Here is a 23131-nt window from a genome sequence, read left to right as displayed (position 1 = left end):
AAAATCCTGCGGGAATAGCTCAGTTGGTAGAGCGCAACCTTGCCAAGGTTGAGGTCGCGAGTTCGAGACTCGTTTCCCGCTCCAGATTTTGGGTCGCTGGGTATTCAGTGGCTCCAACCGGCGGTCTGCCGGGTAGAACCGGTCACGGCGCGGTAGCAAAGCGGTTATGCACCGGATTGCAAATCCGAGTAGGTCGGTTCGACTCCGGCCCGCGCCTCCAAGATCGGTCACGGCCTGTTGGTGACGGGTCGTGCCAGGCGGGAATAGCTCAGTTGGTAGAGCGCAACCTTGCCAAGGTTGAGGTCGCGAGTTCGAGACTCGTTTCCCGCTCCATCGTTGGATGCAAAGGCAAGTCAGGTGGCTTGCCTTTTTTTCTTGTGCGCCCGGCACGGGCGCACTCTTGTGGGTGAAAGTCCCACCGTAAGTTGATCACAGCGAACGAAGCGAAGCGCAACTGCATGAGGGCGACCGAGTGTGGGGAGGAAGCGTGGAGCGAAACTGCGAGCCGATGGACAAGAACCGGATAGAAGGCGCTGCCGAGCAGGGCGAGCGGGCATGAATCCGCGAAGCTCTCGTGATCAAGGCGAAGCGGCGTAAATCCGGCGGTTGTGCAGTGAAGGAGTGCGTTCTTACCCGGGGAGATCTCGCCTTATGCCTGAAAGGGCGACGTGGTGACACGGAGCGAGAAGTCAGCAGAGGCCATAGTAGCTGCCAGTCGTGGGCGAAGGGCCGAACGAGAAGGAGTGCTTGAGACCATGTCGATGCTGGAAGCAAGGCGTCAGAAGTCTGCGCAAGCAGAGCGGGCGGGGGTAGCGCACGGTGAAGCCGGGCGGGAACCTGTCAGCGACGAAGCGGCCGGCCCGCGACGGGACACCGAGAGCACAGGGCCGGGACTGCTGCAAGCGGTTCTGGCGAGAGAGAACCTGCGGCGAGCATGGAAGAGAGTCAAAGCCAACAAAGGCGCAGCCGGCGTGGATGGGCTGGACATTGACCAGACCGCCCGCCATCTGGTGACGGCGTGGCCATTGATTCGGGAACAACTGCTGCAGGGGAGGTACCGGCCCAGTCCGGTACGACGGGTAACGATCCCGAAGCCGGACGGTGGCGAGCGCGAGCTCGGCATTCCGACGGTCACGGATCGGCTGATCCAGCAAGCACTGCTGCAAGTGCTGCAACCGCTACTTGACCCGACATTCAGCGAGTGCAGCTACGGCTTCCGGCCGGGCCGACGAGCCCACGACGCGATACTGGCGGCGCAGGGCTACATCCAGTCCGGACGGAAGATCGTGGTTGATGTCGATCTGGAGAAATTCTTTGATCGAGTCAACCACGACATCCTCATCGACCGCCTACGGAAACGCATCGACGATGCTGGAATCATTCGGCTGATACGGGCGTACCTGAACAGCGGCATCATGAGCGATGGCGTAGTGTTTGAGCGGTATCAAGGCACGCCGCAAGGTGGGCCGCTGTCGCCGCTGCTGGCGAATGTGATGCTGGACGAAGTGGATAAGGTACTGGAGAAGCACGGCCACTGCTTTGCGCGCTATGCCGACGACTGCAACGTCTATGTCCGTAGTCGGAAAGCTGGCGAACGGGTCATGGCGCTGCTGCGCAAGTGTTACGGCAAGCTGAGGCTCAAGATCAATGAAGCCAAGAGTGCGGTGGCCAGCGTCAAGGGAAGGAAGTTCTTGGGCTACAGCTTCTGGTTTGGCAAGGAGGGCGTCAAGCGCAGGGTGGCCGACAAGCCGATGGCGACGTTCAAGCAGCGGGTGAGGCAACTGACCCGGCGCTCAGGCGGACGCAGCATGGCGGAGGTCATTGAGCGACTGAAACCTTATCTGTTGGGATGGAAAGCCTACTTTGGGCTGGCGCAAACACCGGGCGTCTGGCGATCGCTGGACGAATGGCTGCGCCACCGACTACGGGCGATCCACCTCAAGCACTGGAAGCGGGGTAGCACGATCTACCGGGAACTGCTCAACCTAGGCGCGTCCGAACACGTGGCAAAGCGGGTGGCAGGCAATTCCCGCTGCTGGTGGCGGAATAGCGCGGGCGAGCTCAACCGGGTGCTGACCATTGCCTACTTCGACAAACTTGGCGTTCCCCGTCTCTCATGACCTCAACTTCTCGAACCGCCCGGTGCGGACCCGCATGCCGGGTGGTGTGGGAGGGGCCCGGTCAGGTATCCTGACCGCCCCTATCTCGATTGGCTTTGGGGCCACCGCGGGCCCCGTGGCACCTCAGTTCGAACGGGATTTTTGCGGCACACGCGCGACCCGTGTCGCGGGCGGGCGCGCCTGAGCAGGCGCCTTGGCCTGCGTGCGTCGGGCTTTGTCACTGGTGCGCGCCGTCGCGTTCCGGGTGGCTGGGCGCGCCACAGGCACCTGGATTTCCAGCGTCTGGCCTGCGCGCAGGCGCGCGTTCGGGGCCAAGCCGTTCCACGCCACCAGATCCGCCGCCCGCACCCGGTGCCGTTGGGCCAGGCTGGCGATGGTGTCGCCCTTGCGCGCCTGGATGCGGACCGTGCGGGTGGCAGGCCGATCGGGCGCGAGCATCAGCTGCCCATGGTCGGCGAGTTGCTCGGGTACGTCGCGGTCGAGCTTGCCTTCGCGTGGCACCAAAATCGTGGAGCCCGCTTTGAGTCGCATGCGCGGTGGGATGCGATTGGTTTGGCGCAGCGCGGCCTCGTCCCAGCCCACCTGCTGCGCTGCCTGGGCGGGGCTCATGTCGCGCGGTACGCGCCACGCGGTCCAGCTGGCCAGTGGCCCCTGGTGACGCGCCAGCCGTTCGGTGAAGCGCAGCGCGTTGTCCCACGGCAGCAAGATCTCAGGTGTGCCCGCCGCCATGATCACCGGTTTGTTGTGCGCGGGGTTGAGCGTGTGGAAGTCGGCTTCGGAGACGTCGGCCAGCCGGGCGATGAGCGCGACATCGATGTCGCGCTCGATGCGCACGGTGTCGAAAAACGGGTGGTTGCCGATCGTGGGCAGTGCCACGTGGCGTTGTCCTCGTGCCCGCACCAGGTTTTTCATCGCCTGCAGCTTGGGCACGTAGTGACGGGTCTCATCCGGCATGCGCAGATCGAGGTAGCCGGTCGGCAGGCCCGCGGCTTGGTTGCGGCGGATGGCGCGTTGCACGTTGCCCTCGCCCCAGTTGTAGGCGGCCAATGCCAGATGCCAGTCGCCAAACATACGGTACAGCCGCTCGAGGTAGTCCAGCGCGGCGCGGGTCGATGCCAGCACGTCGCGTCGGTCGTCGCGAAACGCGTTTTGCTTCAGGTCGAAGTGCTTGCCGGTGGCCGGCATGAACTGCCACATGCCGGCTGCCTTGGCGTGCGAGACCGCCTGCGGGTTGAAGGCGCTCTCGATGAAGGGCAGCAAGGCAAGCTCTAGCGGCAGGTCGCGGCGCTCGATCTCCTCGACGATGTGAAACAGGTACTTGCTCGCGCGGTCCGCCATGCGCTGCAAATAGTCGGGGCGGCTGGCGTACCAACGCTCCCAGTGCGCCACGCGCTCCTCGTCCAAATCGGGCATCGCAAAGCCGTTTTCCATGCGCTGCCATAGGTCGGTCGGGGCGACGACCGGGGCCACGGGTTGCACGCTCGGCACGGGGGCAACCGCCACGGGTTCCGCGGAAGGCGCGTTGGCCGTCCCGCTCGTGCGGCCGCCGTCTGTCACGGCGCCAACCGGGCCACTGCCACGGGTGGCGGGTTCGCTGATGGGAGAGACCGGGGTACCGACCCCGGTCGTCACGGGGCGGGAAGGCGCGCGGTCCTGCGGGGTGGCGGTGGGCGGTTCGGCCGTGGGCAGGGTGCCGCACGCCGTGAGCGTCAGTGTGGCCAGGAGCGAAACGAGTCGTCGTAGAACCGTCATGGAGCAATGTGTCGATAGGAGGCGCAGCGGCGCATGGTCGAGCGCTGGTGCGGCGCGCGCGGTCAGCGAAAACCGTCTTTCCAGCGGCGCAGCGCGGCGAATACGGCGACATCCGTGTCGGCCGCGGGTTCCCGTTGCTGGACCGCGCGGCGCACGCCGGGTTCCCGGCAGCGCAAAAACGGGTTGATGTGGCGCTCCGTGCCTAGCGTGCTCGGCAGCGTCGGCGCACCTTCGGCGCGGCGGGCCTCGCACCAGACGGTGTGGGCGGCGAGTGCCGTATTGTCCGGCTCGACCGCGCGCGCAAAGCGCAGGTTGGACAGGGTGTACTCGTGGGCGCAGCAGATCCGGGTGTCGTCGGGTAGCGCCGCCAGGTGGTCCAGCGACGCCAGCATTTGTGCCGGCGTTCCCTCGAACAGGCGCCCGCAGCCGGCGGAAAACAGCGTGTCGCCGCAGAACAGCCACCGCGGCGTGCCGGGTGGTGCGTCGTTGACGTAGGCGATGTGACCGGCGGTGTGGCCGGGCACGGCGAGCACGCGCCAAGCCTGACCGAGGGCAGGCACGACGTCGCCGTCGTGCAGTGGCTCGACCGGGCCCGGCAGGGATTCGCCAGCGGGGCCCAGCACGCGGCAGCCAGTGGCGGCACGCAGTGCCGCGACGCCCCCAACGTGGTCGGCGTGGTGGTGGGTCAGCAAAATGCCCTGCAGCCGAAGGCTGCGCTGGGCGAGGGTTCGTTGTACCACGGCGGCATCGCCAGGATCGACGACCCAGGCCGTCTGCCCATCGTGCAGCAGCCAGATGTAGTTGTCCTGGAAGGCGGGCAGGGCCTCGACGCACAAGGCTTCGTCGCGGGAGGGGCCGCCACACGGTACCATCGTCATATGGCGATGATAGCCGGCGATGATGCCTTGGTCGATCGTTTCGTGGACGCGCTGTGGCTGGAGGACGGTCTGGCCGAGCGCACGCTGGCCGCGTACCGCAGCGATGTGCAAGCGTTCGGGCAGTGGCTCGCGGCATCTGGCCGGGGGCTGCTGCAGGCGGGCCCGGCCGAGTTACAGGCCTACATGGCGCAGCGCCTGCCGGGCAGCCGGGCCAGTTCCAGCAACCGCCGCCTGTCGGTTTTCCGGCGCTTTTACCGTTGGGCGGTGCGTGAGGGTCTGCTGCAGGCCGACCCCACGCTGCCGCTGCTGTCGGCCAAGCGGCTGATGCGCGTGCCCAAGACCCTCACCGAGGCACAGGTGGAGGCGTTGCTTGCTGCGCCCGACGTGTCCCAGCCACTGGGCCTGCGCGACCGAGCGATGCTGGAGCTGATGTATGCCACCGGGCTGCGCGTGAGCGAACTGGTGGCGCTGCGGCTGTTCGAGGTGAGCCTGGCCGACCAGGTGCTGCGCACCACGGGCAAGGGCAGCAAGGAACGGCTGGTGCCTTTTGGCGACGTGGCCGCCGATTGGGTGCGCCGCTATTTGGCTGAGGCACGACCGGTGCTGATGAGCGGGCGCACGGGGGACGACGTGTTCGTCACCGAGCGCCACGGGGCGGCCATGAGCCGGGTGATGTTCTGGATGCTGGTCAAGCGCTACGCGCGCGCGGCGGGGATCGTGGCACCGTTGTCGCCGCACACACTGCGCCATGCCTTCGCGACGCACCTGCTCAACCACGGGGCCGACCTGCGGGCGGTGCAACTGTTGCTGGGGCACACCGACATCTCGACCACCACCATCTACACGCACGTCGCGCGCGAGCGCCTGCGTGCCTTACACGCACGCCACCACCCGCGCGGTGGGGGCTGAACCCCTTGGCCGGTCAGACGGCCTGCTCCAGATAGGCCAATTCCTCTGCGCTGAAGCCTGCCCGCGCACGCGCCTCGGTGTTGTACGGGGGTTTCAGGCGCGGCGCGCGGTAGGTGCGCACCAAGTGCCGGTAGTGCGCCACCGGCTCTAGCCCCGCCTGCACGCATAGCCAGCGGTACCAGTGGTTGCCGATCGCGACATGGCCGACCTCGTCGTGCAGGATGATGTCCAAAACGGCACACGTCTGCGGCGCGCCGGGGGTGGTGGCACGCCGCAGCTTGGCTTGAATCAGCGGCGTCGCATCCAGCCCACGCGCCTCCAGCGTGCGCGGCACCAGCGCCATGCGCGCCACGATGTCCCCTGCGGTTTGCTCGCACATAGTCCACAGCCCATCGTGCGCGTCGAAGTCGCCGTAGTCCCAGCGCGAACCGCCTGGGTGGGGGAGTGTGCGTAGATGGTCGCGCAGCAGCGTGAAGTGGTGCGCCTCTTCGGCGGCCACGCGCAGCCAGTCCTGGTAGAACGCCAGCGGCAGCCGGGCGAAGCGCCACACCGCGTCCAACGCCAGGTTGATGGCGTTGAACTCGATATGGCAAATGGCGTGCACCAGCGCGGCGTGGCCCTCGAGGGTGAAGGGCGAGCGAGTCGGCACCGAACCCGGTGCGATCAAGTGCGGCCGCGCCGGCCGGCCCGGCAGCGGTCGGTCGGGGGGTGGGGTCAGGGTGGCATCGGGGTCGATCCCCAGCGGTGCGTCGCCTGCCTCACCCGCCGTTGCCCCCGGGGCGATGCGCTCGTCCCACGCGCGCCACAGGCGCTGCACCTGCGCCACTTTGGCGTCGGGGTCGGTCTCGGTCAACGCCTGCAGGGCCTGGGCGCGCAGCTCCATACGGGGGTGGGCAGTGGACGGCGGCGGGCGCATCCGTACAATTGTAGTGATGAGCATTTATCGACTCGACGATCTCGTGCCTGACGTCCACCCGTCGGCGTTCGTGGCCGACACCGCCGCCGTCATGGGGCGTGTCAAACTGGCCGAAGACACGAGCGTGTGGTTTGGCGCTGTGTTGCGTGGCGACACCGACCCCATCGTCGTGGGGCGCGGCAGCAACATCCAGGACGGCAGCGTGCTGCATGCGGACATCGGCTACCCGCTCACGATTGGCGAATACGTGACCGTGGGGCATCAGGTCATGCTGCACGGCTGCACGATCGGGGACGAGTCGCTGATCGGCATTGGGGCCGTGGTGCTCAACGGGGCGCGTATCGGCCGACACTGCCTGGTCGGGGCGGGGGCCCTGGTCACGGAGGGCAAGGAATTCCCCGATGGATCGATGATCCTGGGTAGCCCCGCGAAGGTGGTGCGTCAGCTCACGCCCGAGCAGATCGAAGGCTTGCGCTGGAGCGCGCGCCACTATATCGAAAACGCGCGGCGCTTTGCCAGCGGTCTGCAGCGCATCGGGTGAAGGCGTCGCCGTGTCCGAATTGCATAAGTTTTTGTTCGACGGCCTCCCCGTGCGCGGCGCCTTGGTGCGCCTGACCGACGACTGGCAGGCGTTGCTGCAGCGGCGGGCGTCGGCGGGGGGCTATCCCCCGCCCGTGACCGAGCTGTTGGGTGAGATGACGGCCGCCGCCGTGCTGCTGCACAGCAACATCAAATTTGCCGGCGCGCTGGTGCTGCAGATTCTGGGGGATGGGCCGGTCAAAGTGGCCGTGGCCGAAGTGCAGCCCGACATGGCGTTTCGCGCCACCGCGACCGTGCGCGGCGAGGTCGCGTCAGGGACGCCGTTGTGGCAGATGGTCAATCCGCTGGGTCAGGGGCGGTGCGTGATCACGCTCGACCCGCGCGAGCGCCAGCCGGGACAGCAACCCTACCAGGGGGTCGTGCCGCTCCATGACGCCACGGGGCGCCCGCTGCCGCGCCTGAGCGATGTGATCGGTCACTACATGCGCCAGAGCGAGCAGCTCGACACGCGGCTCGTGCTCGCCGCGGACGAGACGGTCGCCGCCGGCTTACTGATCCAGCGCATGCCGGCGACCGGGGAGGCGAATTTGGCGCGCACCTCGGCCGTGGTCCACGAGGAGGACGCGTTCGACGCCAACGAGGACTTTCACCGCATTGCGACGCTGGCCAGCAGCCTGACACCCGAGGAGTTGCTGCGACTGGACGCCGACCGCATTCTGCACCGGCTGTTTTGGCAAGAAAATCTGCTGCGGCTGGCGCTGCCCGCGTCCGCGGCGCATCCGCGTTTTGCCTGCACCTGCTCGCGCGAGCGGGTGGCGGCCATGCTGCGCGGTCTGGGGATAGCCGAGATCGAATCGATCCTGGCCGAGCGCGGCGAGGTCGATGTCGGTTGCGATTTTTGCGGGCAGCACTACCGGTTCGATCCGGTGGACGCCGCGCGCCTGTTTTTGACGCAGGAGCAGCAGCCCCCGTCGTCGGCGCGCATACAGTGAGGGGGCTGCTCAGGGGTGCCGGTGTGCGCCGCGGTCAGCGTGGCGCTGCGGCCGATGGATCGGCCGCGGGTGTTGGGCGGGTGGCGCCGGGGCCTTGAATCTGCACGAAGATCTCGTTGGGTTTGACCAGCCCTAACTCCTGCCGGGCGATTTCTTCCACCGTCTCTAGCCCCTCGCGCAGGTCCTGCACTTCCGCTGCCAGGCGCTCGTTGCGCAGGCGAGCCTGTTCGTTGGCCTGCTCCTGCTCGGCCAGCTCACGGCGCAGCGCGTCGACCTGCGAGACGCTGCCGCGGCCCCACCAGATATGCCCGTGGATCACGGCCAGCAGCACAACCAACACCGCCGTGACCCAGTGGGCGCGCATGGTGGGGGGCAATCGGATCAGCGCAGGTTATAAAACACGTCCCGACCGGGATAGACGGCCACGTCGCCCAGATCTTCTTCGATACGCAGCAGCTGGTTGTACTTGGCCATGCGGTCGCTGCGGCTCATCGAGCCGGTTTTGATCTGGCCCGCGTTGGTGCCGACCGCGATGTCGGCGATCGTGCTGTCCTCTGTTTCGCCGGAGCGGTGGCTGATGACGGCGGTGTAGCCCGCGCGCTTGGCCATCTCGATGGCGGCAAACGTCTCGGTCAGCGTGCCGATCTGGTTGATCTTGATCAGGATCGAGTTGGCGATCCCTTTTTGGATGCCTTCTTTCAGAATCTTGGTGTTGGTGACGAACAGGTCGTCGCCAACCAACTGGACCCGGCGACCCAGGCGCTCGGTCAGCAGCGCCCAGCCGTCCCAATCACCTTCGCCCATGCCGTCTTCGATGCTGATGATGGGGTACTTGTCGCACCAGGTGGCCAGGATGTTGGTCCACTCGGTGGCGCTGAGCACCAACCCTTCGCCCGCGAGGTGGTACGTCGTTTGGCCGTCTGGGCCGCTCTTGCAGAATTCGCTGGCAGCGCAGTCCAGGCCAAGCGCGATCTGCGCACCTGCGGTATAGCCAGCCTTGTCGATGGCTTCCAGGATGAGCTGGATGGCGGCTTCGTGGTTGGCCACGCTGGGCGCAAACCCCCCTTCGTCGCCGACGGCGGTACTCATGCCGCGGTCGTGAATGATCTTTTTGAGGGCGTGAAAGACCTCCGCGCCCCAGCGAATCGCCTCGCGGAAGCTGGGCGCCCCCACCGGCAGGATCATGAATTCCTGCAGGTCCAGGTTGTTGTTAGCGTGCGCGCCGCCGTTGATGACGTTCATCATGGGCACGGGCATTTGCACTGCCGAGCTGCCGCCGAAGTAGCGGTACAGCGGCAGGCCCGACTCTTCGGCCGCGGCACGTGCCACCGCCATCGACACGGCCAACATCGCGTTGGCCCCCAGGCGGCTTTTGTTTTCGGTGCCGTCGAGGTCGATCAGGGTTTTGTCCAAAAAGGCCTGTTCGCTCGCGTCCAGGCCGAGCACCGCTTCCGAGATTTCGGTGTTGATGTGCTCGACCGCCTTGAGCACGCCCTTGCCGCCGTAGCGGGTCGGGTCGCCGTCGCGCAGCTCGATCGCTTCGCGGCTGCCGGTGGAGGCACCGGACGGTACCGCCGCGCGGCCCATCACGCCGGACTCCAACAGCACGTCGCACTCGACGGTGGGGTTGCCGCGGCTGTCCAGAATCTCGCGGCCGACGATGTCAACGATTGCACTCATGGGTTGCCTTTGCTCGATGTGAAAAACCAGAAAACGTCAAATGCCCTCGACGCAGACCATGCGCATGATGGCGGCTCCGGCACGCGCCTCGCGCGCGCGCCGGTATTCGGGCGAGTCGTGAAACGCGCGCGCCGCCTCGAACGAGGGAAACCGCAGCACCACCGTGCGGCCGGGGCTCCAGTCGCCTTCCAGCACTTCGACGCGGCCGCCTCGCACCAGCACCTCGGCGCCGTGCACTTGAATCGCGGCCGTGGACCAGCGCTTGTATTCCTCGTACTGCTCGGGGTTGGTCACCGTGACCGAGGCGATGATATAGCCGCAAGGCATGAAAATCTCCTAATTTATCTTCTTCACTCGACTCACCAATTGCTTATGATTTTGTAAGCGTCGGCTAAACGGTCTCCATATCGTTTGAGCCATGGCGGTGGGTTTCGTGGGTCAACCGATATCCAGAAAGTGTCGCTTCCTCTAGCTCCGGTATGTTGGGGTGTTACCCCGATCACATGTTTTTTCAATGTCTCTTTAGAAATCACCCAACAGTGAGCATCTAATGGGGAAATCCCAAGGCAAAATACAAAATCATAATTTTGATCCCTGATCTGTTGGAACTTATATATACCTGTTTCCCAGAGGGTGGAGAATTTTATCTCGACTAGTTTGTTTTCAATAATTCTATCGGCTTCCGAGCTACTACTTCTGTTTACATTGAATCCTTTTGCGGCGCACCAGCCTGCCACTAGCTGCTCACCAATTTTTCCAACCTGTCGTGATGGTCTTGATTTAATCCATCCAAAGGGACTCCTCGCCCACGGATCATCTTCCTGGTTGTTTACGTAGTCTGGCTTTATTGCTTCTGCAATACTAGCTAAAAGGCGAACTTCGGGGTCTGATGGGTAGGTGTGCATTTAACGCTCCTCCTCTGTGGTAAAAAGTTCACGATTCTGGCGAGTAACCTTGTTTGGGCTAAATCCAATCCATTGGATTTCATCAAATTTTTCGAATCTTCTTGACATTGTTTGTAGAGCATCAAGATTATTGTCAACTAGTATAAACCTTCTCCCAAGCTCTATAGCTGCATGTCCCGTCGTTCCGCTTCCAGCGAAAAAATCTAAGATTATGCCGTTCGGTGGTGATGACGCCTGAATCATTCGTCGTATTATTCCTAGTGGTTTTTGGGTTGGATAACCAGTTTTTTCTTTTCCGTTTGTTGGGACTATCGTGTGCCACCATGTATCAGTTGGTAGTTTTCCGCGAGCTGCCTTTTCAGGTCCAACTAGCGAAGGGGCCATATAAGGAATTCGCTCGACTTGTTCGGAATTGAATAGGTGTCTGCCCCGTTTTTTTGCATAAAACAGTATATTATCATGCTTTGGTGGCCACCTGTCTTTTGGTCGGCCACCGTAATCATATGCCCAAACGATCTCATTTAAAAATTGTTCTCTTCCGAAAATTTGATCTAGAAGAACCTTGCAATAATGCGCCTCTCTGTAATCGATATGGAAGTAAAGTGAGCCGTGTTCTGCCAAAACTCTGTGCGCCTCTGTAAGACGCGGTTCAAGGAAGGCTATATAGTCGTCAAAAATATCTTTGAATTTCATTGTTCCTATTTCAATGGTTTTGTAGCGCCTACCTTGAAAACCTATTCTATCCCCATTGTTCGTTTGCTGTACCGTTATTTGCGTTCTCGTCTGGTTTTTTCCGGTATTGAATGGCGGATCAATGTAAATCATATCTATTGACTCTGATGGTAATTTTCTTAGGACGTCGAGATTATCGCAGTAAAAAATGAGCCCGCGTGCGTCAAAATTTGTTTGAATCATGACTTTATCCGGTTTTCCAGAAAACCCTGCCGTTTGGTGACCTGGTCGAGCGCGACCAAGGTCTCCAACAGGGCCCGCATGTGCTTCAGGGGCACGGCATTCGGCCCATCCGACAGCGCCTGCGCGGGGTTGGGGTGCGTCTCCATGAACAGGCCGGCGATGCCGACGGCCACCGCCGCCCGCGCCAGCACCGGCACGAACTCGCGCTGGCCGCCGCTGCTGGTGCCCTGGCCACCGGGCAGCTGCACCGAGTGCGTGGCGTCGAACACGACGGGCGCGCCCGTCTCGCGCATGATGGCCAGACTGCGCATGTCCGACACCAGGTTGTGATAACCGAAGCTCACGCCGCGCTCGCAGGCCAGAAAGCGGTCTTCGCTCAGACCCGCCTCGCGCGCGGCGGCGCGCGCCTTGTCGATGACGTTTTTCATGTCCTGGGGTGCCAGGAACTGCCCTTTTTTGATGTTGACCGGTTTGCCGCTTTGCGCCACGGCACGGATGAAGTCGGTCTGGCGGCACAGGAATGCCGGCGTCTGCAGCACATCCACCACCGCAGCCACCTCGGGCACCTCGGCCTCGGTGTGTACGTCGGTCAGGACCGGCACACCGACGTCGCGCCGCACGCGTGCCAGAATCTCCAGCCCGCGCTCCCGCCCCGGACCACGGTATGACTGGCCACTCGAGCGGTTGGCCTTGTCGTAGCTGCTCTTGAAGATGAAGGGGATGCCAAGCTCGGCCGTGATGGCCTTGAGCTCGCCGGCCACGTCCATCTGCAGCTGCTCGCTCTCGACCACGCAGGGCCCAGCGATCAGAAAAAAAGGCCGGTGCAGGCCGACCTCGAATCCGCACAGATTCATGCCGATGCGACCTCCGGGGTGGTTTGTGGCGCGCGCTGCTGCTGGTGCCGCAGCGCCGCCGCGATGTAGGCGTTGAACAGCGGATGCCCGTCCCAGGGGGTGGACTTGAATTCGGGGTGGAATTGCACCCCCATGAACCACGGGTGTACGTCCTGCGGCAGCTCCACGATTTCGGTGAGTTGCTCGCGCTGGGTGAGGGCCGAAATCACCAACCCCGCCTGACGCAGCCGGTCCAGGTATTGGGTGTTGGCCTCGTAGCGGTGGCGGTGCCGTTCGGTGACCACCGGGCCGTAGATTTGGTAGGCGAGTGTGCCCGGCAGCACGTCGGCGCTTTGCGCCCCCAGCCGCATGGTGCCGCCCAGGTCGGTGTTGGCGTCGCGCTTTTGCAGTGTGCCGTCGGCGTCGAGCCATTCGTCGATGAGCGCGATCACCGGGTGCGGGGTGTGCGGGTCGAACTCGGTGGAGTTGGCGCCCTCCAGTCCCGCCACATGGCGCGCAAACTCAATCGTCGCCACCTGCATCCCTAGGCAAATGCCCAGGTAGGGCACGCGCTGCTCGCGCGCGTAGCGCGCGGCGCGGATCTTGCCCTCCACACCGCGCTTGCCAAAGCCACCCGGCACCAGGATGGCGTCGAAGCCACCCAGGCGCTCGGCGACTTTGTCGTCGTCCAGCGTTTCCGAGTCGATATAGGTGATGGCCACGCGCACGTGGTTTTTCAGGCCGGCGTGGCGCAGCGCCTCGTTGAGCGACTTGTAGCTGTCGGACAGGTCCACATACTTGCCGACCATGGCGATGCGCACCTCGCCCTGCGGGTGCTCGACCTCGTAGACCAAGTCGTCCCAGCGCTTGAGGTTGGCCGGCGGGGTGTGCAGGCGCAGCTTGTCACAGATCAGGCCATCGAGCCCCTGCTCATGCAGCACGCGCGGCACTTTGTAGATGGTGTCCACGTCGGGCATAGAGATCACGCCCCACAGCGGCACGTTGGTAAAGAGGCTGATCTTTTCGCGCTCCTCGTCGGGGATGACGCGGTCGGCGCGACACAGCAGCGCGTCGGGCTGGATGCCGATCTCGCGCAGCTTTTGCACCGTGTGCTGCGTCGGCTTGGTCTTGAGCTCGCCCGCGGCGGCGATGTAGGGCACGTAGGTCAGGTGCACGAAGGCCGCGTTGTTGGGCCCCAAGCGCAGGCTCATCTGTCGCGCCGCTTCCAGAAACGGCAGCGACTCGATGTCGCCCACCGTGCCGCCGATTTCGGCGATCGCCACGTCCACCCCTTCGGCACCACGCTGGATGAAGGTCTGGATTTCGTTGGTGACGTGCGGAATGACCTGCACCGTCTTGCCCAGGTAGTCGCCGCGGCGCTCCTTCTCCAGCACGGACTTGTAGATCTGGCCCGTGGTGAAGTTGTTGCTGCGCTTCATGCGCGTGGTGATGAAGCGCTCGTAGTGACCCAGGTCGAGGTCGGTCTCGGCGCCGTCGTCGGTGACGAACACCTCGCCGTGTTGGAACGGGCTCATGGTGCCCGGGTCGACGTTGAGGTAGGGGTCGAGTTTGATGAGGGTGACGCGCAGGCCGCGCGACTCCAGCAGCGCAGCCAGCGACGCGGAGGCGATGCCCTTGCCCAGAGAGGACACCACGCCGCCAGTGACGAACACGTATTTGGTCATGACGTTGGGCGGGCCGATCCCGGCCCGTCTATGGAAAGGCCGATTATAAAAGCCGCTGCGGTGCTGCCAGCCCCTCGTGAGCTTGCCACGCATGGCCCGCGAGCAGGCTGTCAGCGGTATAGTGCGCTCGCATGAAAGAACTCGACGGCAAATCCATCGTCCTTGGTCTGTCTGGTGGCATCGCCTGCTACAAGTCGGCGGAGCTGTGCCGCCTGTTGGTGCGCGCGGGTGCCGCGGTGCAGGTGGTCATGACCGAGGCGGCGGCTCAGTTCATCACGCCGGTGACGATGCAGGCCCTGAGCGGCCGGCCCGTCGTCACCACGCAGTGGGACTTGCGCGAGCCCAACGCCATGGCCCACATCAACCTGGGGCGCACGGCCGACGCCATCGTGGTGGCGCCCGCCAGCGCCGACCTGATTGCCCAACTGGCGCAGGGCCGCGCGGCCGAGATTTTGACCCTGCTGTGCCTGGCGCGGCCCATCGAGCGCGTGCCGCTGCTGCTGGCGCCGGCCATGAACCGCGAGATGTGGGCCCATCCGGCCACACAGCGTAACCTGGCGCAGGTGCAGGCCGACGGGGCCACCGTGCTGGGCGTGGGGCAGGGCGAGCAAGCGTGCGGCGAGGTGGGCGACGGCCGCATGCTGGAGCCCGAGGAGATTCTGGAGGACGTGGTGGCGTGCCTCAGCCCCCAGGTGCTGGCTGGGCAGCGTGTGCTCATCACCGCCGGGCCGACGTTCGAGGCCATCGACCCCGTGCGCGGCATCACCAACCACAGCAGTGGCAAGATGGGCTTCGCGCTGGCGCGCGCCGCGCGCGAGGCGGGGGCCGACGTGACGCTGGTGGCCGGTCCGGTGCATTTGCGCACGCCACGCGGCGTGCACCGGGTGGACGTGCGGTCGGCGCAGCAGATGCTGGACGCGGTGCTGGCGCACGTGCACGAGGTCAACATCTTCATCGCCGCCGCAGCGGTGGCCGACTGGCGTCCGGCGCAGGCGGCCACGCACAAGCTCAAGAAAGACGGCAGCGGGCAGCCACCGGCACTGACGTTCGTGGAAAACCCCGACATCCTCGCTACCGTGGCAGCCTCACCCCGGGCGCAGCGTGGCGAGTTGTATTGCGTGGGTTTTGCTGCCGAAAGCCACGACGTGCTGGCCCATGCCCAGGCCAAGCGGGTACGCAAGGGCGTGCCGCTGCTGGTGGGCAATATCGGCCCCGCCACTTTTGGGCGCGACGACAATGCGTTGTGGCTGGTGGATGAGCGCGAGACGGTGGAGCTGCCACCCGCCAGCAAGATCGCGCTGGCGCGGCAGTTGGTGCGCGAGATCGCGCGCCGACTCGGCACCGACGCCGGCGCGGGAGATCGCGGCCAGTAGGGGCTGCGGCCGCCCCTTCTGTCCACCAACGCCCGCTCAGGTAGCGGGGGCGCCGTCGGGCCGGATGCGGAACCACAGCGCATACAGCGCCGGCACGAACAGCAGCGTGATCGCCGTGCCGACGGCCACCCCGCCGATGAGCACGTAGGCCAGTGGCCCCCAAAAGCTGTCTTGCGTCAGCGGCACGAAGGCCAGCACCGCCGCCATGGCCGTCAGCACGACAGGCCGCGCGCGTTGCACTGCCGCTTCCACCACGCCGTCGAATGGGCCCATGCCCGCTTCGAAATTGTCGGCCACCTGCTGCGTCAGGATGAGCGTGTTGCGCATCAGGATGCCCGCCAGCCCGGTCAACCCCAACAGTGCCACGAAGCCAAACGGTTGCTGAAAGACGAGTAGCGCCAGCACCGCCCCGATCAGGCCAAGGGGCGCGGTGGCCACCACCATGAACGTACCGGCAAAGGATCGCATCTGCAGCATGATGAAAATCAGCATCGCCGCCACCATCAGCGGTTGCAGTTTTTGGATCGAGAGGTTGGCTTTTTCGGACTGCTCCACCGAGCCTCCGATGGCCAGCCGGTATCCTGGGGGCAGCTCGGCGCGCACGGGTTCGAGCGCCTTCCAGACCGCGGCGGTCACATCGTTGGGCTGTGCGCCGTGGATTTCGGCCTGCACGGCCACGAACGGCTCGCGGTTATAGCGTTTGATGACGGGTTCTTCGTAGCGCACCTCCAGCGTGCCGAGCTGGGTCACGGGGACCTTGCGCCCGTCGCGGTTGAGCAGCTCCAGCCCGGCGAGCGACTGCACGTCCAGCCGGACACCCCCCGACGCGCCGCGCGCCACCAAGTCCACCGTGCGCGTGTCGCGCCGCAGCTGCGCCACGGGCACCCCGTCGAGCAAGAACTGCAGTTGCTGCGCCACGTCTTGCGGGGTCAGGCCCATCAGGCGCAGTCGATCGGCGTCGGCGCGCAGGTGCAGCACCGGCATGCGCTCGTCCCACTCCAGGTGCGGGTCCACGACGTGGGGGTTGGCTTCCATCACAGTGCGCACGCGGTGGGCGATGGCGCGTACCTGGTTGGGGTCGGGTCCAAAGACGCGGAACTGCACCGGCCATGCCACCGGGGGGCCGTACAGCAGCCGCGCGACGCGGATGCGCGCCTCGGGAAATTCGCCATCGCGAATGTGTTGTTGCAGCGCGGCGATGATGCGGTCGCGTCCCGCCTGATCGTGGGCCAGCACGATGAGCTTGCCAAACGCGGGGTTGGGCGGCTCGGGGTTGGCCGAGATGAAGAAGCGCGGCGCGCCCGCGCCCACGTAGGCCGACAGCGTCTTGACCTCGGGCATGGGCGACAAGATCGCCTCCAACCGGCGCACGGTGCGATCCGTCACCGCGATCGAGGTGCCTTGCGGCAGATAGACGCTGACCAACACCTCGGTACGGTCGCTGCTGGGGAAGAACTGTTTTTGCACGACCGTCGCCATGCCGACGGCCGACAGCACCAGCAGCGCCACCGTGCCCGCGACCACCGTCTTGCGGTGCACCACGCACCACGACACCAGCGCCCGCAGCCGCCGGTAGGCGGGCGTCTGGTACAGCGCATCGTGCGCGTGGCGCTGCTCAGGCGGCACGTCGCGCAGCAGCTTGACCCCCAGGTAGGGCGCAAAGGTCACCGCCACCACCCACGACACGAGGAGACTGACGCCCAACACCCAGAAGATGTTGCCCGCGTATTCGCCCACGCCCGAGCGCGCAAAGCCGATCGGTAAAAACCCTGCCACCGTCACCAGCGTGCCAAACAACATGGGGGCCGCGGTCACGTTCCAGGCGTGGGCCGCGGCGCGGATGCGATCCCAGCCTTCCTCCATCTTGACCAGCATCATCTCCACCGAGATGATGGCGTCGTCCACCAGCAGACCGAGCGAGATGATGAGCGCGCCGAGCGTGATGCGATCCAGGTTGATGCCCATGGCCTTGAAGACCAGAAAGCTCAAACCCAGCGTCACGGGGACCGCAATGCCCACGATCAGCCCGGCGCGCAGGCCGATGGCGAGCATGCTCACGCCCATGACCACGGCCACCGCGACCAGAAATTTGATCTGGAATAGGTCCACCGCCTTGCGGATGGCGTCGGCTTGGTTGGTGAGCTGCGTCAGCTCCATGCCCAGGGGCAGCTCGGCCTTTTCGGCTTGCAGGTAGCGCTCCAGCCGCTGGCCCAGCGCCAGGCCGTTTTCACCCTTGTTCATGACGACGCCAATCAGCACCGCGTCCTGCCCGCGCGCGCGCACGAGGTAGGTGGGCGGCTCTTCATAGCCGCGGCGGATGGTCGCAATATCGCCCAGGCGGATCACCTTTTGCCCGGCGCGGATGGGCAGCGCGGCCAGCGCCTGTGGGTCGGACAAATCGGCGTCGAGCCGAATGTACAAGCGCGGGCCGTCGGTTTCGAGCCGACCGGTGGGCACGAGCCGGTTGCTCGCGTCGATGGCCTCGAAGATCGCTTGCGGCGACAGCCCTAAGTTGACCAGGCGGGCACTGTCGAACTCGACGAATACGCGCTCGGTGCGCTCGCCGATCAGCACCGCTTTGTGCACCCCATCGATGCGCTGCAGCTGGTCGCGCAGGCGGTCGGCTTCGCGCGCCAGATCGGCCATGGGCAGACCCGGCGCGGTCAGCGACAGCAGGCTGAAGTACACGTCGGCGAAGTCGTCGTTGGCGATCGGGCCGATGACACCTGCGGGCATCTCGCGCTGGGCATCCCACATGCGTTTGCGCACCTGGTAGAACAGCTCGGCCACCTTGGCCTGCGGGGTGTAGTCGTGAAACTCCACCTGCAGCGTGGCCTGCCCGGGGCGCACGGTGGTTTCGATGCGGTAAAGGTACTCGACCTCTTGAATGCGTTTTTCCAGCCGGTCCACGACCTGCTGCTGCAGTTGCTGTGCGGTGGCGCCAGGCCACAGCACGTTGACCTGCATCACGCGCACGGTGAAGGCTGGATCCTCAGCGCGCCCCAGCGAAGCGAATGCGTAGATGCCGCCCAGCACGGACAAAATCAGCAGAAACAGGGTGACGGCGCGCTCGCGCACCGCCAGCGCCGACAGGTTGGGCAGGCTCATCGCGGCAGCTCCCGCACGGCCATGCCGGGCTGGATCAGGTGCGTGCCTAGCGCGATGACACGATCGCCCGCCTGCAGCCCGCCCTCGACCGTGGCGTGGCGGTCATCGGTGTGGTGCACGCGCACGGCGACCGGCTCAGGCCGCCCGTCACGCACGCGCCACACGCGCGGGCCCTCGCCGCGTTCGTCCAGCGCGCCGATGGGCACGCGCCAGCGGGTCGCAGCGGTCGCCGACGCACCGGGCAGCGCAAAGCGTGCGCTGACCACGCTGCCCAGCGCCACCGTGGCGGGCAAATCCGCCACGCTGTAGCGCGCGCGTCGGGTGCGCGCCAGCGCATCGACCATCGGGGCCGCCTCGCGCAGCCGCAGTGGGCGGCGCTGGCCGTCGGGCAGGATGGCTTCGCCTTGAGCGGGGGGCAGCACGCCGTCGGGGAAGTGGACCTCGACTTCGCGCTCGCCCGCCAGCGCGAGCACCGCCACCGGCTGGCCGGCACCCACCACCTGCCCCGGCTGGCCGCTGACGTCCACCAGCACGCCCGCCCCAGGGCTGCGCAACTGCGCATAGCCGCGGGCATTGCGCGCCTGCGCCAGCCGCGCGGCCGCAGCGTCGCGGCGGCTTTGCGCCTCGCGCAGCGTCAACTCGGCGCGATCGAGTGCCTGGGCACTCACGAAAGAGCGCGACTGCAGCTCCCGCACACGTGCCACGTCGGCCTGCGCGGTGCGCCATGCCGATTCGGCCGCCGCGGCGTCGGCTTCGGCGGCACGCACCGCTTGCTCCAGGTCCGCCGGGTCCAGCTCGAACAGCACTTGGCCAGCACGGACCGTCTGCCCCGCGTCCACGCGCCGGGCCAGGATGCGCCCGCCCACCTGGAACGCCAAGGGTGCCTCGACGCGCGCGCGCACGGTGCCCGACAGGCCCTGTGCCGCTCCGAGGGCCGGTTCGATCGTGGCGGTGCGCACGAGTGGCGGCGCGGCCGCCTCCGCAGCGGCATCGGGCCCGCGCTGGCAACCCAGCAAGCCAGCAGCGGCCACCACCACCATCACACGGGCGCTCCACAGACGTTGGTATCGCAAAAGCATTTTGGCTATTCCAGTCCAACCACGATAATTGAACGGAATCGTACCGTAAATGAAAAACTCCAGCCGCCGTTCATGCCTAACGCAACGCCCCGAGGCCGCCCCGTCGATCGTCGCAAGGACGAGGCGATCCTGCGCGCGGTGCGACGCGTGCTGCAGCGCGATGGTCCATCTGCCGTGACGATGGAGCGCATCGCCCACGAGGCAGCGGTATCCAAGGCCACGCTGTACCGGCGCTATCCGAGCCGACAGGCGCTGCTCGAGGCACTGGTGAACCGGGACGCGGAGCGCGTCTTTCGCGCGTTATACTGCAGCCGACTGCCGGACCGGGGGATGTGCGCACACAGCTGGAGGCATTCGTGGTCGATCTGGCCGGGTTGCTGTGCGGGCCGGACCATCGGCGCTATCTGCAGGCGTTGGGCGACCTGCCGCGCGCCGGGGTGGATCTACAGGGCATCTGGCGACGTGGCCCGGCCCAAGCGCACGGCCGTTTGGCCGCCTTTCTGGCGTCGGCGCACGCCAACGGGCACTTGCACTGCGACGATCCCGCCGCGGCGGCGGAGCTGCTGCTCGGCATGGCGGTGGGGCTGGATTTGGTGCGGTCGCTATACCGGGTGCCGCAGCAGCGCTATCGACTGGCGGCGCGGCGCACCCATGCCGAATACGTCGTGGACCTGTTTCTCCGTTGCTACGCGCCCGAAAACCGCGCGACCGATCCTTAGGGTGGGTCGACCGTCAGCGCTGCACGCAAGGCCGCTTCATCGACGCCTTCCACTTCCACGCGCTTGGTTCGGGCCGTGTGGCCTTGTACGATGCGCACGCGCGAGCGCGGCACTCCGCAGCGCTGCGCCACGAACGAAACCAGCTCCGCGTTGGCCGCGCCGTCCACGGGTGGGGCGTGCAGTTGCAGCTTCGGTTTGCCGTCGTGCTCGCCAACCACGCGGGTCTGGCGCGCGCCGGGTTGGCAATAGATGACGATATGGGCCATGTCATCTCAACGCGATGCCAAGCGCATTTTGTATCATGGCCCGTCATGACCATCATCGACACCCTGAAACGTTGGGCGGGGGAAGACTGGCAAGTTCGGGACACCGCGCTCAGGCGCAATGTGCGCGTGTTGGGTTTGGCAGCGTGGGTTTTGCTGATCCTCAATGTCGCACACATGGGGGTCTTCGTCTTGCTGCGCTTCGATGATCCCATTCGCGATGCATGGGCGCGGCAGATCGTGCTGGCCCACGGCGGGATGGCTGTCGTCGCGGTCACGATCGCGGTGCTTGCGCGCCGCGTGCACGGCGCAGCGGAACTCACTCGCTGGCATCGCGGGTTGCCTTTGGTCGCCGCCGTGCTGATCATCGCCTGGGCGATCGCCGTTACCGTTATCGACCAAGCGGTCACGGCGAGTGTCAATGCCTATGTCAATGCGATGATCGCTATGGCGATCGTGTACCTGTTTCGGCCAGCCACCGCGCTGATCGTGTTGACCCTGGCCTGGGCTGGGCTGGCCGGGGTGCTGGGGTGGATGGTGTCAGATCCGGCCCAACTGGCCACGAGTCGCATGAATGCGGTGACCGCCACGGCGCTGGCGATGCTGATCAGCGTCCTGTCGTGGCGCCATTTCGTCCGTACCGAGCTGCTGCAACGCGCGCTGGCTGAGAGCAATCGCCAGCTGCAGGCGCAGCGTGCCGAGCTGGAGCGGCTTGCCAACAAAGATGCTTTGACGGGGCTGCTCAACCGACGCGAGTTCGAGCGTCAGGCTGCGCTCGAGCTGGCGCGGGCACGGCGGCTGGGAAGTCCGCTGGCACTGTTCATACTCGATCTGGATCATTTCAAGGCGGTCAACGACACGCACGGGCATGCGGTCGGCGATCAGGTACTGGTGGGGGCGGCCACGCGCATGTCGCGCTCGATCCGGCAAACCGACCGGCTGGCCCGCTGGGGTGGGGAAGAATTCGTGCTGCTGTTGCCCGACACCGGTTGCGAGAGCGCATCTTTGTTGGCAGAGAAGCTGCGGCACGCGGTGGGGGATGCACCGATGCCGGGGATGGGTTCGAGCGTGACGGTCAGCATTGGAGCCGTCGTGGCGCGTGGCGATGACCTTCCGGACTGGCCGGTGTTGCTGAGGATGGCAGATGAGGCGCTGTATCAAGCCAAGCGCGAAGGCCGCAACCGCGCGTTCGTTCGCTGCCTCAAATCGGACCGATCGTCCCTAGCAAAAAACGAAACCCGCTGACTGGGCGGGTTTGGATTGGTGCCGCAAAGAGGATTCGAACCTCCGACCTACTGATTACGAATCAGTTGCTCTACCAGCTGAGCTATTGCGGCAGGCGACTTTCGGGCTGGGTGCCAGAAGTATCGCGAAACCCAAATTATAACGCGATGTGGGGTGGGTGGTCAGGCAGGTGGGTTCTCTTCGAGGTGGTAGCGCGTGATGCGCTCGACTTCGTTTTTCGAGCCGAGGATGACGGCCACACGCTCGTGCAGACTGCGCGGGACGATGTCGAGGATGCGGCGGCGTCCGTCGGTGGCCGCGCCGCCAGCCTGCTCGACGATCCAGCCCATGGGGTTGGCCTCGTACATCAGGCGCAGTTTGCCCGGTTTGGTCGGCTCGCGCTTGTCCCACGGGTACATGAACACCCCGCCGCGCGAGAGGATGCGGTGCACGTCGGCCACCATGGAGGCGATCCAGCGCATATTGAAATCCTTGCCGCGTGGGCCTTCTTTGCCGGCCAGACACTCCTCGATGTAGCGCCGCACCGGCGGGGCCCAGTGGCGCCAGTTGCTCATGTTGATGGCAAACTCTTGTGTGTCCTCGGGGATGCGCACCTGGTCTTGCGTGAGCACCCAGGCGCCCTGTTCGCGGTCGAGAGTAAACAACGCTACGCCATTGCCCACCGTGAGCACCAGCGTCGTCTGCGGCCCGTAGATGCAGTAGCCCGCCGCCACCTGCTGTCGGCCTGGCTGCAAGAAGTCCGCTTCGCATACCGGATCGACGACGGTGGGATCCTCGTGCACGCGCCGCAGCACCGAAAAGATGGTGCCGATGCTGACGTTGCAGTCGATGTTGCTGGAGCCATCGAGCGGGTCGAACAACAGCAGGTATTCACCCTGCGGGTAACGGTTGGGGATGGGGTGGATGCCGTCGAGCTCCTCGGACGCCATGGCCGCCAAGTGCCCGCCCCATTCGTTGGCTTCGATGAGCACCTCGTTGGCGATGACATCGAGCTTTTTTTGGACCTCGCCCTGGATGTTTTCGCTGCCAGCGCTGCCCAGCACGCCGCCCAAGGCACCCTTGCCGACGGCGATCGCGATGCGCTTGCAGGCGCGTGCCACCACCTCCAGCAGCAGCCGCAGCTCCGGCGTGATGGTGCCGTGCACGCGCTGCTGCTCGATCAGGTAGCGGGTGAGGGAGACGCGGGATTCGCTCATGTCACAGACTCCAGCGGGGACAG

General features: G+C 65.5%; 21 protein-coding genes, 4 tRNA genes and 1 pseudogene. 11 read left to right on the top strand and 15 right to left on the bottom strand.

The window, feature by feature from the left end:
• Positions 1-8 precede the first annotated feature (8 nt).
• The 4 genes from ACPYIS_RS13180 (at position 9) to ltrA (ending at position 2120) form a co-directional block, all read left to right on the top strand.
• Positions 9-84, top strand: a tRNA-Gly gene (locus ACPYIS_RS13180).
• Positions 85-146: 62 nt separating this feature from the next.
• A tRNA-Cys gene (locus ACPYIS_RS13175) sits at positions 147-220 on the top strand.
• A 37-nt stretch (positions 221-257) separates the two neighbouring features.
• Positions 258-333: transfer RNA gene (locus ACPYIS_RS13170), tRNA-Gly, on the top strand.
• 422 nt (positions 334-755) lie between these two features.
• On the top strand, positions 756-2120 hold the full coding sequence (gene ltrA / locus ACPYIS_RS13165; RefSeq protein WP_424859842.1) for a group II intron reverse transcriptase/maturase: 1365 nt from the start codon (positions 756-758) through the stop codon (positions 2118-2120).
• Positions 2121-2243: 123 nt separating this feature from the next.
• Here the strand turns inward: ltrA and ACPYIS_RS13160 are convergent, their stop codons facing one another.
• The gene (locus ACPYIS_RS13160) at positions 2244-3872 is read right to left on the bottom strand and encodes a transglycosylase SLT domain-containing protein (protein ID WP_425973674.1); all 1629 of its coding nucleotides are present in this window, start codon (positions 3870-3872) and stop codon (positions 2244-2246) included.
• 62 nt (positions 3873-3934) lie between these two features.
• Positions 3935-4750: a hydroxyacylglutathione hydrolase gene (gene gloB / locus ACPYIS_RS13155; RefSeq protein WP_299020030.1), complete on the bottom strand. Its 816-nt coding sequence runs from the start codon at positions 4748-4750 to the stop codon at positions 3935-3937.
• Between gloB and xerD the strand changes: the two genes are divergently transcribed.
• Complete coding sequence (gene xerD / locus ACPYIS_RS13150) at positions 4751-5659, top strand: site-specific tyrosine recombinase XerD (protein ID WP_424858938.1); 909 nt, start codon at positions 4751-4753, stop codon at positions 5657-5659.
• A gap of 13 nt (positions 5660-5672) precedes the next feature.
• Here the strand turns inward: xerD and ACPYIS_RS13145 are convergent, their stop codons facing one another.
• Positions 5673-6542: a ferritin-like domain-containing protein gene (locus ACPYIS_RS13145; RefSeq protein WP_425974124.1), complete on the bottom strand. Its 870-nt coding sequence runs from the start codon at positions 6540-6542 to the stop codon at positions 5673-5675.
• Positions 6543-6591: 49 nt separating this feature from the next.
• On the opposite strand from ACPYIS_RS13145, the gene ACPYIS_RS13140 reads away from it, so the two are divergent.
• On the top strand, positions 6592-7116 hold the full coding sequence (locus ACPYIS_RS13140) for a gamma carbonic anhydrase family protein (RefSeq protein ID WP_299019346.1): 525 nt from the start codon (positions 6592-6594) through the stop codon (positions 7114-7116).
• Between the two features lie 10 nt (positions 7117-7126).
• Entirely contained in the window at positions 7127-8107 is a 981-nt protein-coding gene (locus tag ACPYIS_RS13135; RefSeq protein ID WP_424894527.1) for an Hsp33 family molecular chaperone HslO, read from the top strand.
• Between the two features lie 34 nt (positions 8108-8141).
• Here the strand turns inward: ACPYIS_RS13135 and ftsB are convergent, their stop codons facing one another.
• From ftsB to ACPYIS_RS13100, 7 genes are read right to left on the bottom strand one after another with little or no spacing between them, the layout of a single operon-like run.
• On the bottom strand, positions 8142-8471 hold the full coding sequence (gene ftsB, locus ACPYIS_RS13130; protein WP_424894528.1) for a cell division protein FtsB: 330 nt from the start codon (positions 8469-8471) through the stop codon (positions 8142-8144).
• A 17-nt stretch (positions 8472-8488) separates the two neighbouring features.
• Complete coding sequence (eno, locus tag ACPYIS_RS13125) at positions 8489-9787, bottom strand: phosphopyruvate hydratase (RefSeq protein WP_424894529.1); 1299 nt, start codon at positions 9785-9787, stop codon at positions 8489-8491.
• Between the two features lie 36 nt (positions 9788-9823).
• Positions 9824-10114 carry a DUF1330 domain-containing protein gene (locus ACPYIS_RS13120; protein ID WP_068609089.1) on the bottom strand — a complete coding sequence of 97 codons (291 nt, stop codon included), beginning with the start codon at positions 10112-10114 and terminating at the stop codon, positions 9824-9826.
• Positions 10115-10146: 32 nt separating this feature from the next.
• Complete coding sequence (locus ACPYIS_RS13115; protein WP_156682282.1) at positions 10147-10692, bottom strand: hypothetical protein; 546 nt, start codon at positions 10690-10692, stop codon at positions 10147-10149.
• Complete coding sequence (locus ACPYIS_RS13110; protein ID WP_082955504.1) at positions 10693-11607, bottom strand: DNA-methyltransferase; 915 nt, start codon at positions 11605-11607, stop codon at positions 10693-10695.
• On the bottom strand, positions 11604-12461 hold the full coding sequence (gene kdsA, locus ACPYIS_RS13105) for a 3-deoxy-8-phosphooctulonate synthase (protein WP_068609091.1): 858 nt from the start codon (positions 12459-12461) through the stop codon (positions 11604-11606). Before kdsA ends, ACPYIS_RS13110 begins: the two co-directional genes overlap by 4 nt.
• Positions 12458-14125, bottom strand: a complete 1668-nt coding sequence (locus ACPYIS_RS13100; protein WP_299019992.1) for a CTP synthase — start codon at positions 14123-14125, stop codon at positions 12458-12460. Before ACPYIS_RS13100 ends, kdsA begins: the two co-directional genes overlap by 4 nt.
• A 131-nt stretch (positions 14126-14256) precedes the next feature.
• Here ACPYIS_RS13100 and coaBC point away from each other — a divergent pair, with 131 nt between their 5' ends.
• A complete protein-coding gene (gene coaBC / locus ACPYIS_RS13095) occupies positions 14257-15498 on the top strand; it encodes a bifunctional phosphopantothenoylcysteine decarboxylase/phosphopantothenate--cysteine ligase CoaBC (RefSeq protein ID WP_424858942.1) in 1242 nt (413 codons plus the stop codon).
• Between the two features lie 36 nt (positions 15499-15534).
• Here the strand turns inward: coaBC and ACPYIS_RS13090 are convergent, their stop codons facing one another.
• Positions 15535-18606 (bottom strand): efflux RND transporter permease subunit, encoded by a 3072-nt coding sequence (locus tag ACPYIS_RS13090; RefSeq protein ID WP_299019783.1) that lies wholly within the window; start codon positions 18604-18606, stop codon positions 15535-15537.
• Positions 18603-19685 carry an efflux RND transporter periplasmic adaptor subunit gene (locus ACPYIS_RS13085; RefSeq protein WP_424894530.1) on the bottom strand — a complete coding sequence of 361 codons (1083 nt, stop codon included), beginning with the start codon at positions 19683-19685 and terminating at the stop codon, positions 18603-18605. The genes ACPYIS_RS13090 and ACPYIS_RS13085 overlap by 4 nt, the downstream gene beginning before the upstream one ends.
• Positions 19686-19757: 72 nt before the next feature.
• Here ACPYIS_RS13085 and ACPYIS_RS13080 point away from each other — a divergent pair.
• Together ACPYIS_RS13080 and ACPYIS_RS13075 are read left to right on the top strand one after the other, a co-directional pair.
• A pseudogene (locus ACPYIS_RS13080) lies at positions 19758-19940 on the top strand (helix-turn-helix domain-containing protein); the annotation flags it as partial.
• A 77-nt stretch (positions 19941-20017) separates the two neighbouring features.
• Complete coding sequence (locus tag ACPYIS_RS13075) at positions 20018-20404, top strand: TetR/AcrR family transcriptional regulator C-terminal domain-containing protein (protein WP_424894531.1); 387 nt, start codon at positions 20018-20020, stop codon at positions 20402-20404.
• Here ACPYIS_RS13075 and ACPYIS_RS13070 read toward each other — a convergent pair.
• The gene (locus tag ACPYIS_RS13070) at positions 20401-20670 is read right to left on the bottom strand and encodes a DUF167 domain-containing protein (protein ID WP_299019777.1); all 270 of its coding nucleotides are present in this window, start codon (positions 20668-20670) and stop codon (positions 20401-20403) included. The genes ACPYIS_RS13075 and ACPYIS_RS13070 overlap by 4 nt on opposite strands.
• A 45-nt stretch (positions 20671-20715) precedes the next feature.
• On the opposite strand from ACPYIS_RS13070, the gene ACPYIS_RS13065 reads away from it, so the two are divergent.
• The gene (locus tag ACPYIS_RS13065) at positions 20716-21912 is read left to right on the top strand and encodes a diguanylate cyclase (protein WP_424858945.1); all 1197 of its coding nucleotides are present in this window, start codon (positions 20716-20718) and stop codon (positions 21910-21912) included.
• A 16-nt stretch (positions 21913-21928) separates the two neighbouring features.
• On the opposite strand, the gene ACPYIS_RS13060 is transcribed toward ACPYIS_RS13065, so the two are convergent.
• Both ACPYIS_RS13060 and ACPYIS_RS13055 read right to left on the bottom strand, forming a co-directional pair.
• A tRNA-Thr gene (locus tag ACPYIS_RS13060) sits at positions 21929-22004 on the bottom strand.
• A 69-nt stretch (positions 22005-22073) separates the two neighbouring features.
• Positions 22074-23108, bottom strand: coding sequence for a class 1 fructose-bisphosphatase (locus ACPYIS_RS13055; RefSeq protein WP_299019773.1), 1035 nt, complete (start codon positions 23106-23108; stop codon positions 22074-22076).
• Between the last annotated feature and the right edge of the window lie 23 nt (positions 23109-23131).

This window comes from Tepidimonas sp. HKU78, from assembly GCF_049860815.1.
Taxonomy (GTDB): Bacteria; Pseudomonadota; Gammaproteobacteria; order Burkholderiales; family Burkholderiaceae_C; genus Tepidimonas.
Note: the sequence above shows the minus strand (reverse complement) of the source record. Positions and strands in the feature narration are given on the sequence as shown.

Coding starts and splice junctions, on each gene's coding strand:
- ACPYIS_RS13120 (WP_068609089.1), bottom strand. CDS start 10,114: ATGCCTTGCGGCTATATCATCGCCTCGGTCACGGTGACCAACCCCGAG.
- ftsB (WP_424894528.1), bottom strand. CDS start 8,471: ATGCGCGCCCACTGGGTCACGGCGGTGTTGGTTGTGCTGCTGGCCGTG.
- ACPYIS_RS13065 (WP_424858945.1), top strand. CDS start 20,716: ATGACCATCATCGACACCCTGAAACGTTGGGCGGGGGAAGACTGGCAA.
- coaBC (WP_424858942.1), top strand. CDS start 14,257: ATGAAAGAACTCGACGGCAAATCCATCGTCCTTGGTCTGTCTGGTGGC.
- ACPYIS_RS13090 (WP_299019783.1), bottom strand. CDS start 18,606: ATGAGCCTGCCCAACCTGTCGGCGCTGGCGGTGCGCGAGCGCGCCGTC.
- ACPYIS_RS13055 (WP_299019773.1), bottom strand. CDS start 23,108: ATGAGCGAATCCCGCGTCTCCCTCACCCGCTACCTGATCGAGCAGCAG.
- eno (WP_424894529.1), bottom strand. CDS start 9,787: ATGAGTGCAATCGTTGACATCGTCGGCCGCGAGATTCTGGACAGCCGC.
- ACPYIS_RS13110 (WP_082955504.1), bottom strand. CDS start 11,607: ATGATTCAAACAAATTTTGACGCACGCGGGCTCATTTTTTACTGCGAT.
- ACPYIS_RS13100 (WP_299019992.1), bottom strand. CDS start 14,125: ATGACCAAATACGTGTTCGTCACTGGCGGCGTGGTGTCCTCTCTGGGC.
- ACPYIS_RS13115 (WP_156682282.1), bottom strand. CDS start 10,692: ATGCACACCTACCCATCAGACCCCGAAGTTCGCCTTTTAGCTAGTATT.
- kdsA (WP_068609091.1), bottom strand. CDS start 12,461: ATGAATCTGTGCGGATTCGAGGTCGGCCTGCACCGGCCTTTTTTTCTG.
- ACPYIS_RS13145 (WP_425974124.1), bottom strand. CDS start 6,542: ATGGAGCTGCGCGCCCAGGCCCTGCAGGCGTTGACCGAGACCGACCCC.
- xerD (WP_424858938.1), top strand. CDS start 4,751: ATGGCGATGATAGCCGGCGATGATGCCTTGGTCGATCGTTTCGTGGAC.
- ACPYIS_RS13140 (WP_299019346.1), top strand. CDS start 6,592: ATGAGCATTTATCGACTCGACGATCTCGTGCCTGACGTCCACCCGTCG.
- gloB (WP_299020030.1), bottom strand. CDS start 4,750: ATGACGATGGTACCGTGTGGCGGCCCCTCCCGCGACGAAGCCTTGTGC.
- ACPYIS_RS13160 (WP_425973674.1), bottom strand. CDS start 3,872: ATGACGGTTCTACGACGACTCGTTTCGCTCCTGGCCACACTGACGCTC.
- ltrA (WP_424859842.1), top strand. CDS start 756: ATGTCGATGCTGGAAGCAAGGCGTCAGAAGTCTGCGCAAGCAGAGCGG.
- ACPYIS_RS13085 (WP_424894530.1), bottom strand. CDS start 19,685: ATGCTTTTGCGATACCAACGTCTGTGGAGCGCCCGTGTGATGGTGGTG.
- ACPYIS_RS13070 (WP_299019777.1), bottom strand. CDS start 20,670: ATGGCCCATATCGTCATCTATTGCCAACCCGGCGCGCGCCAGACCCGC.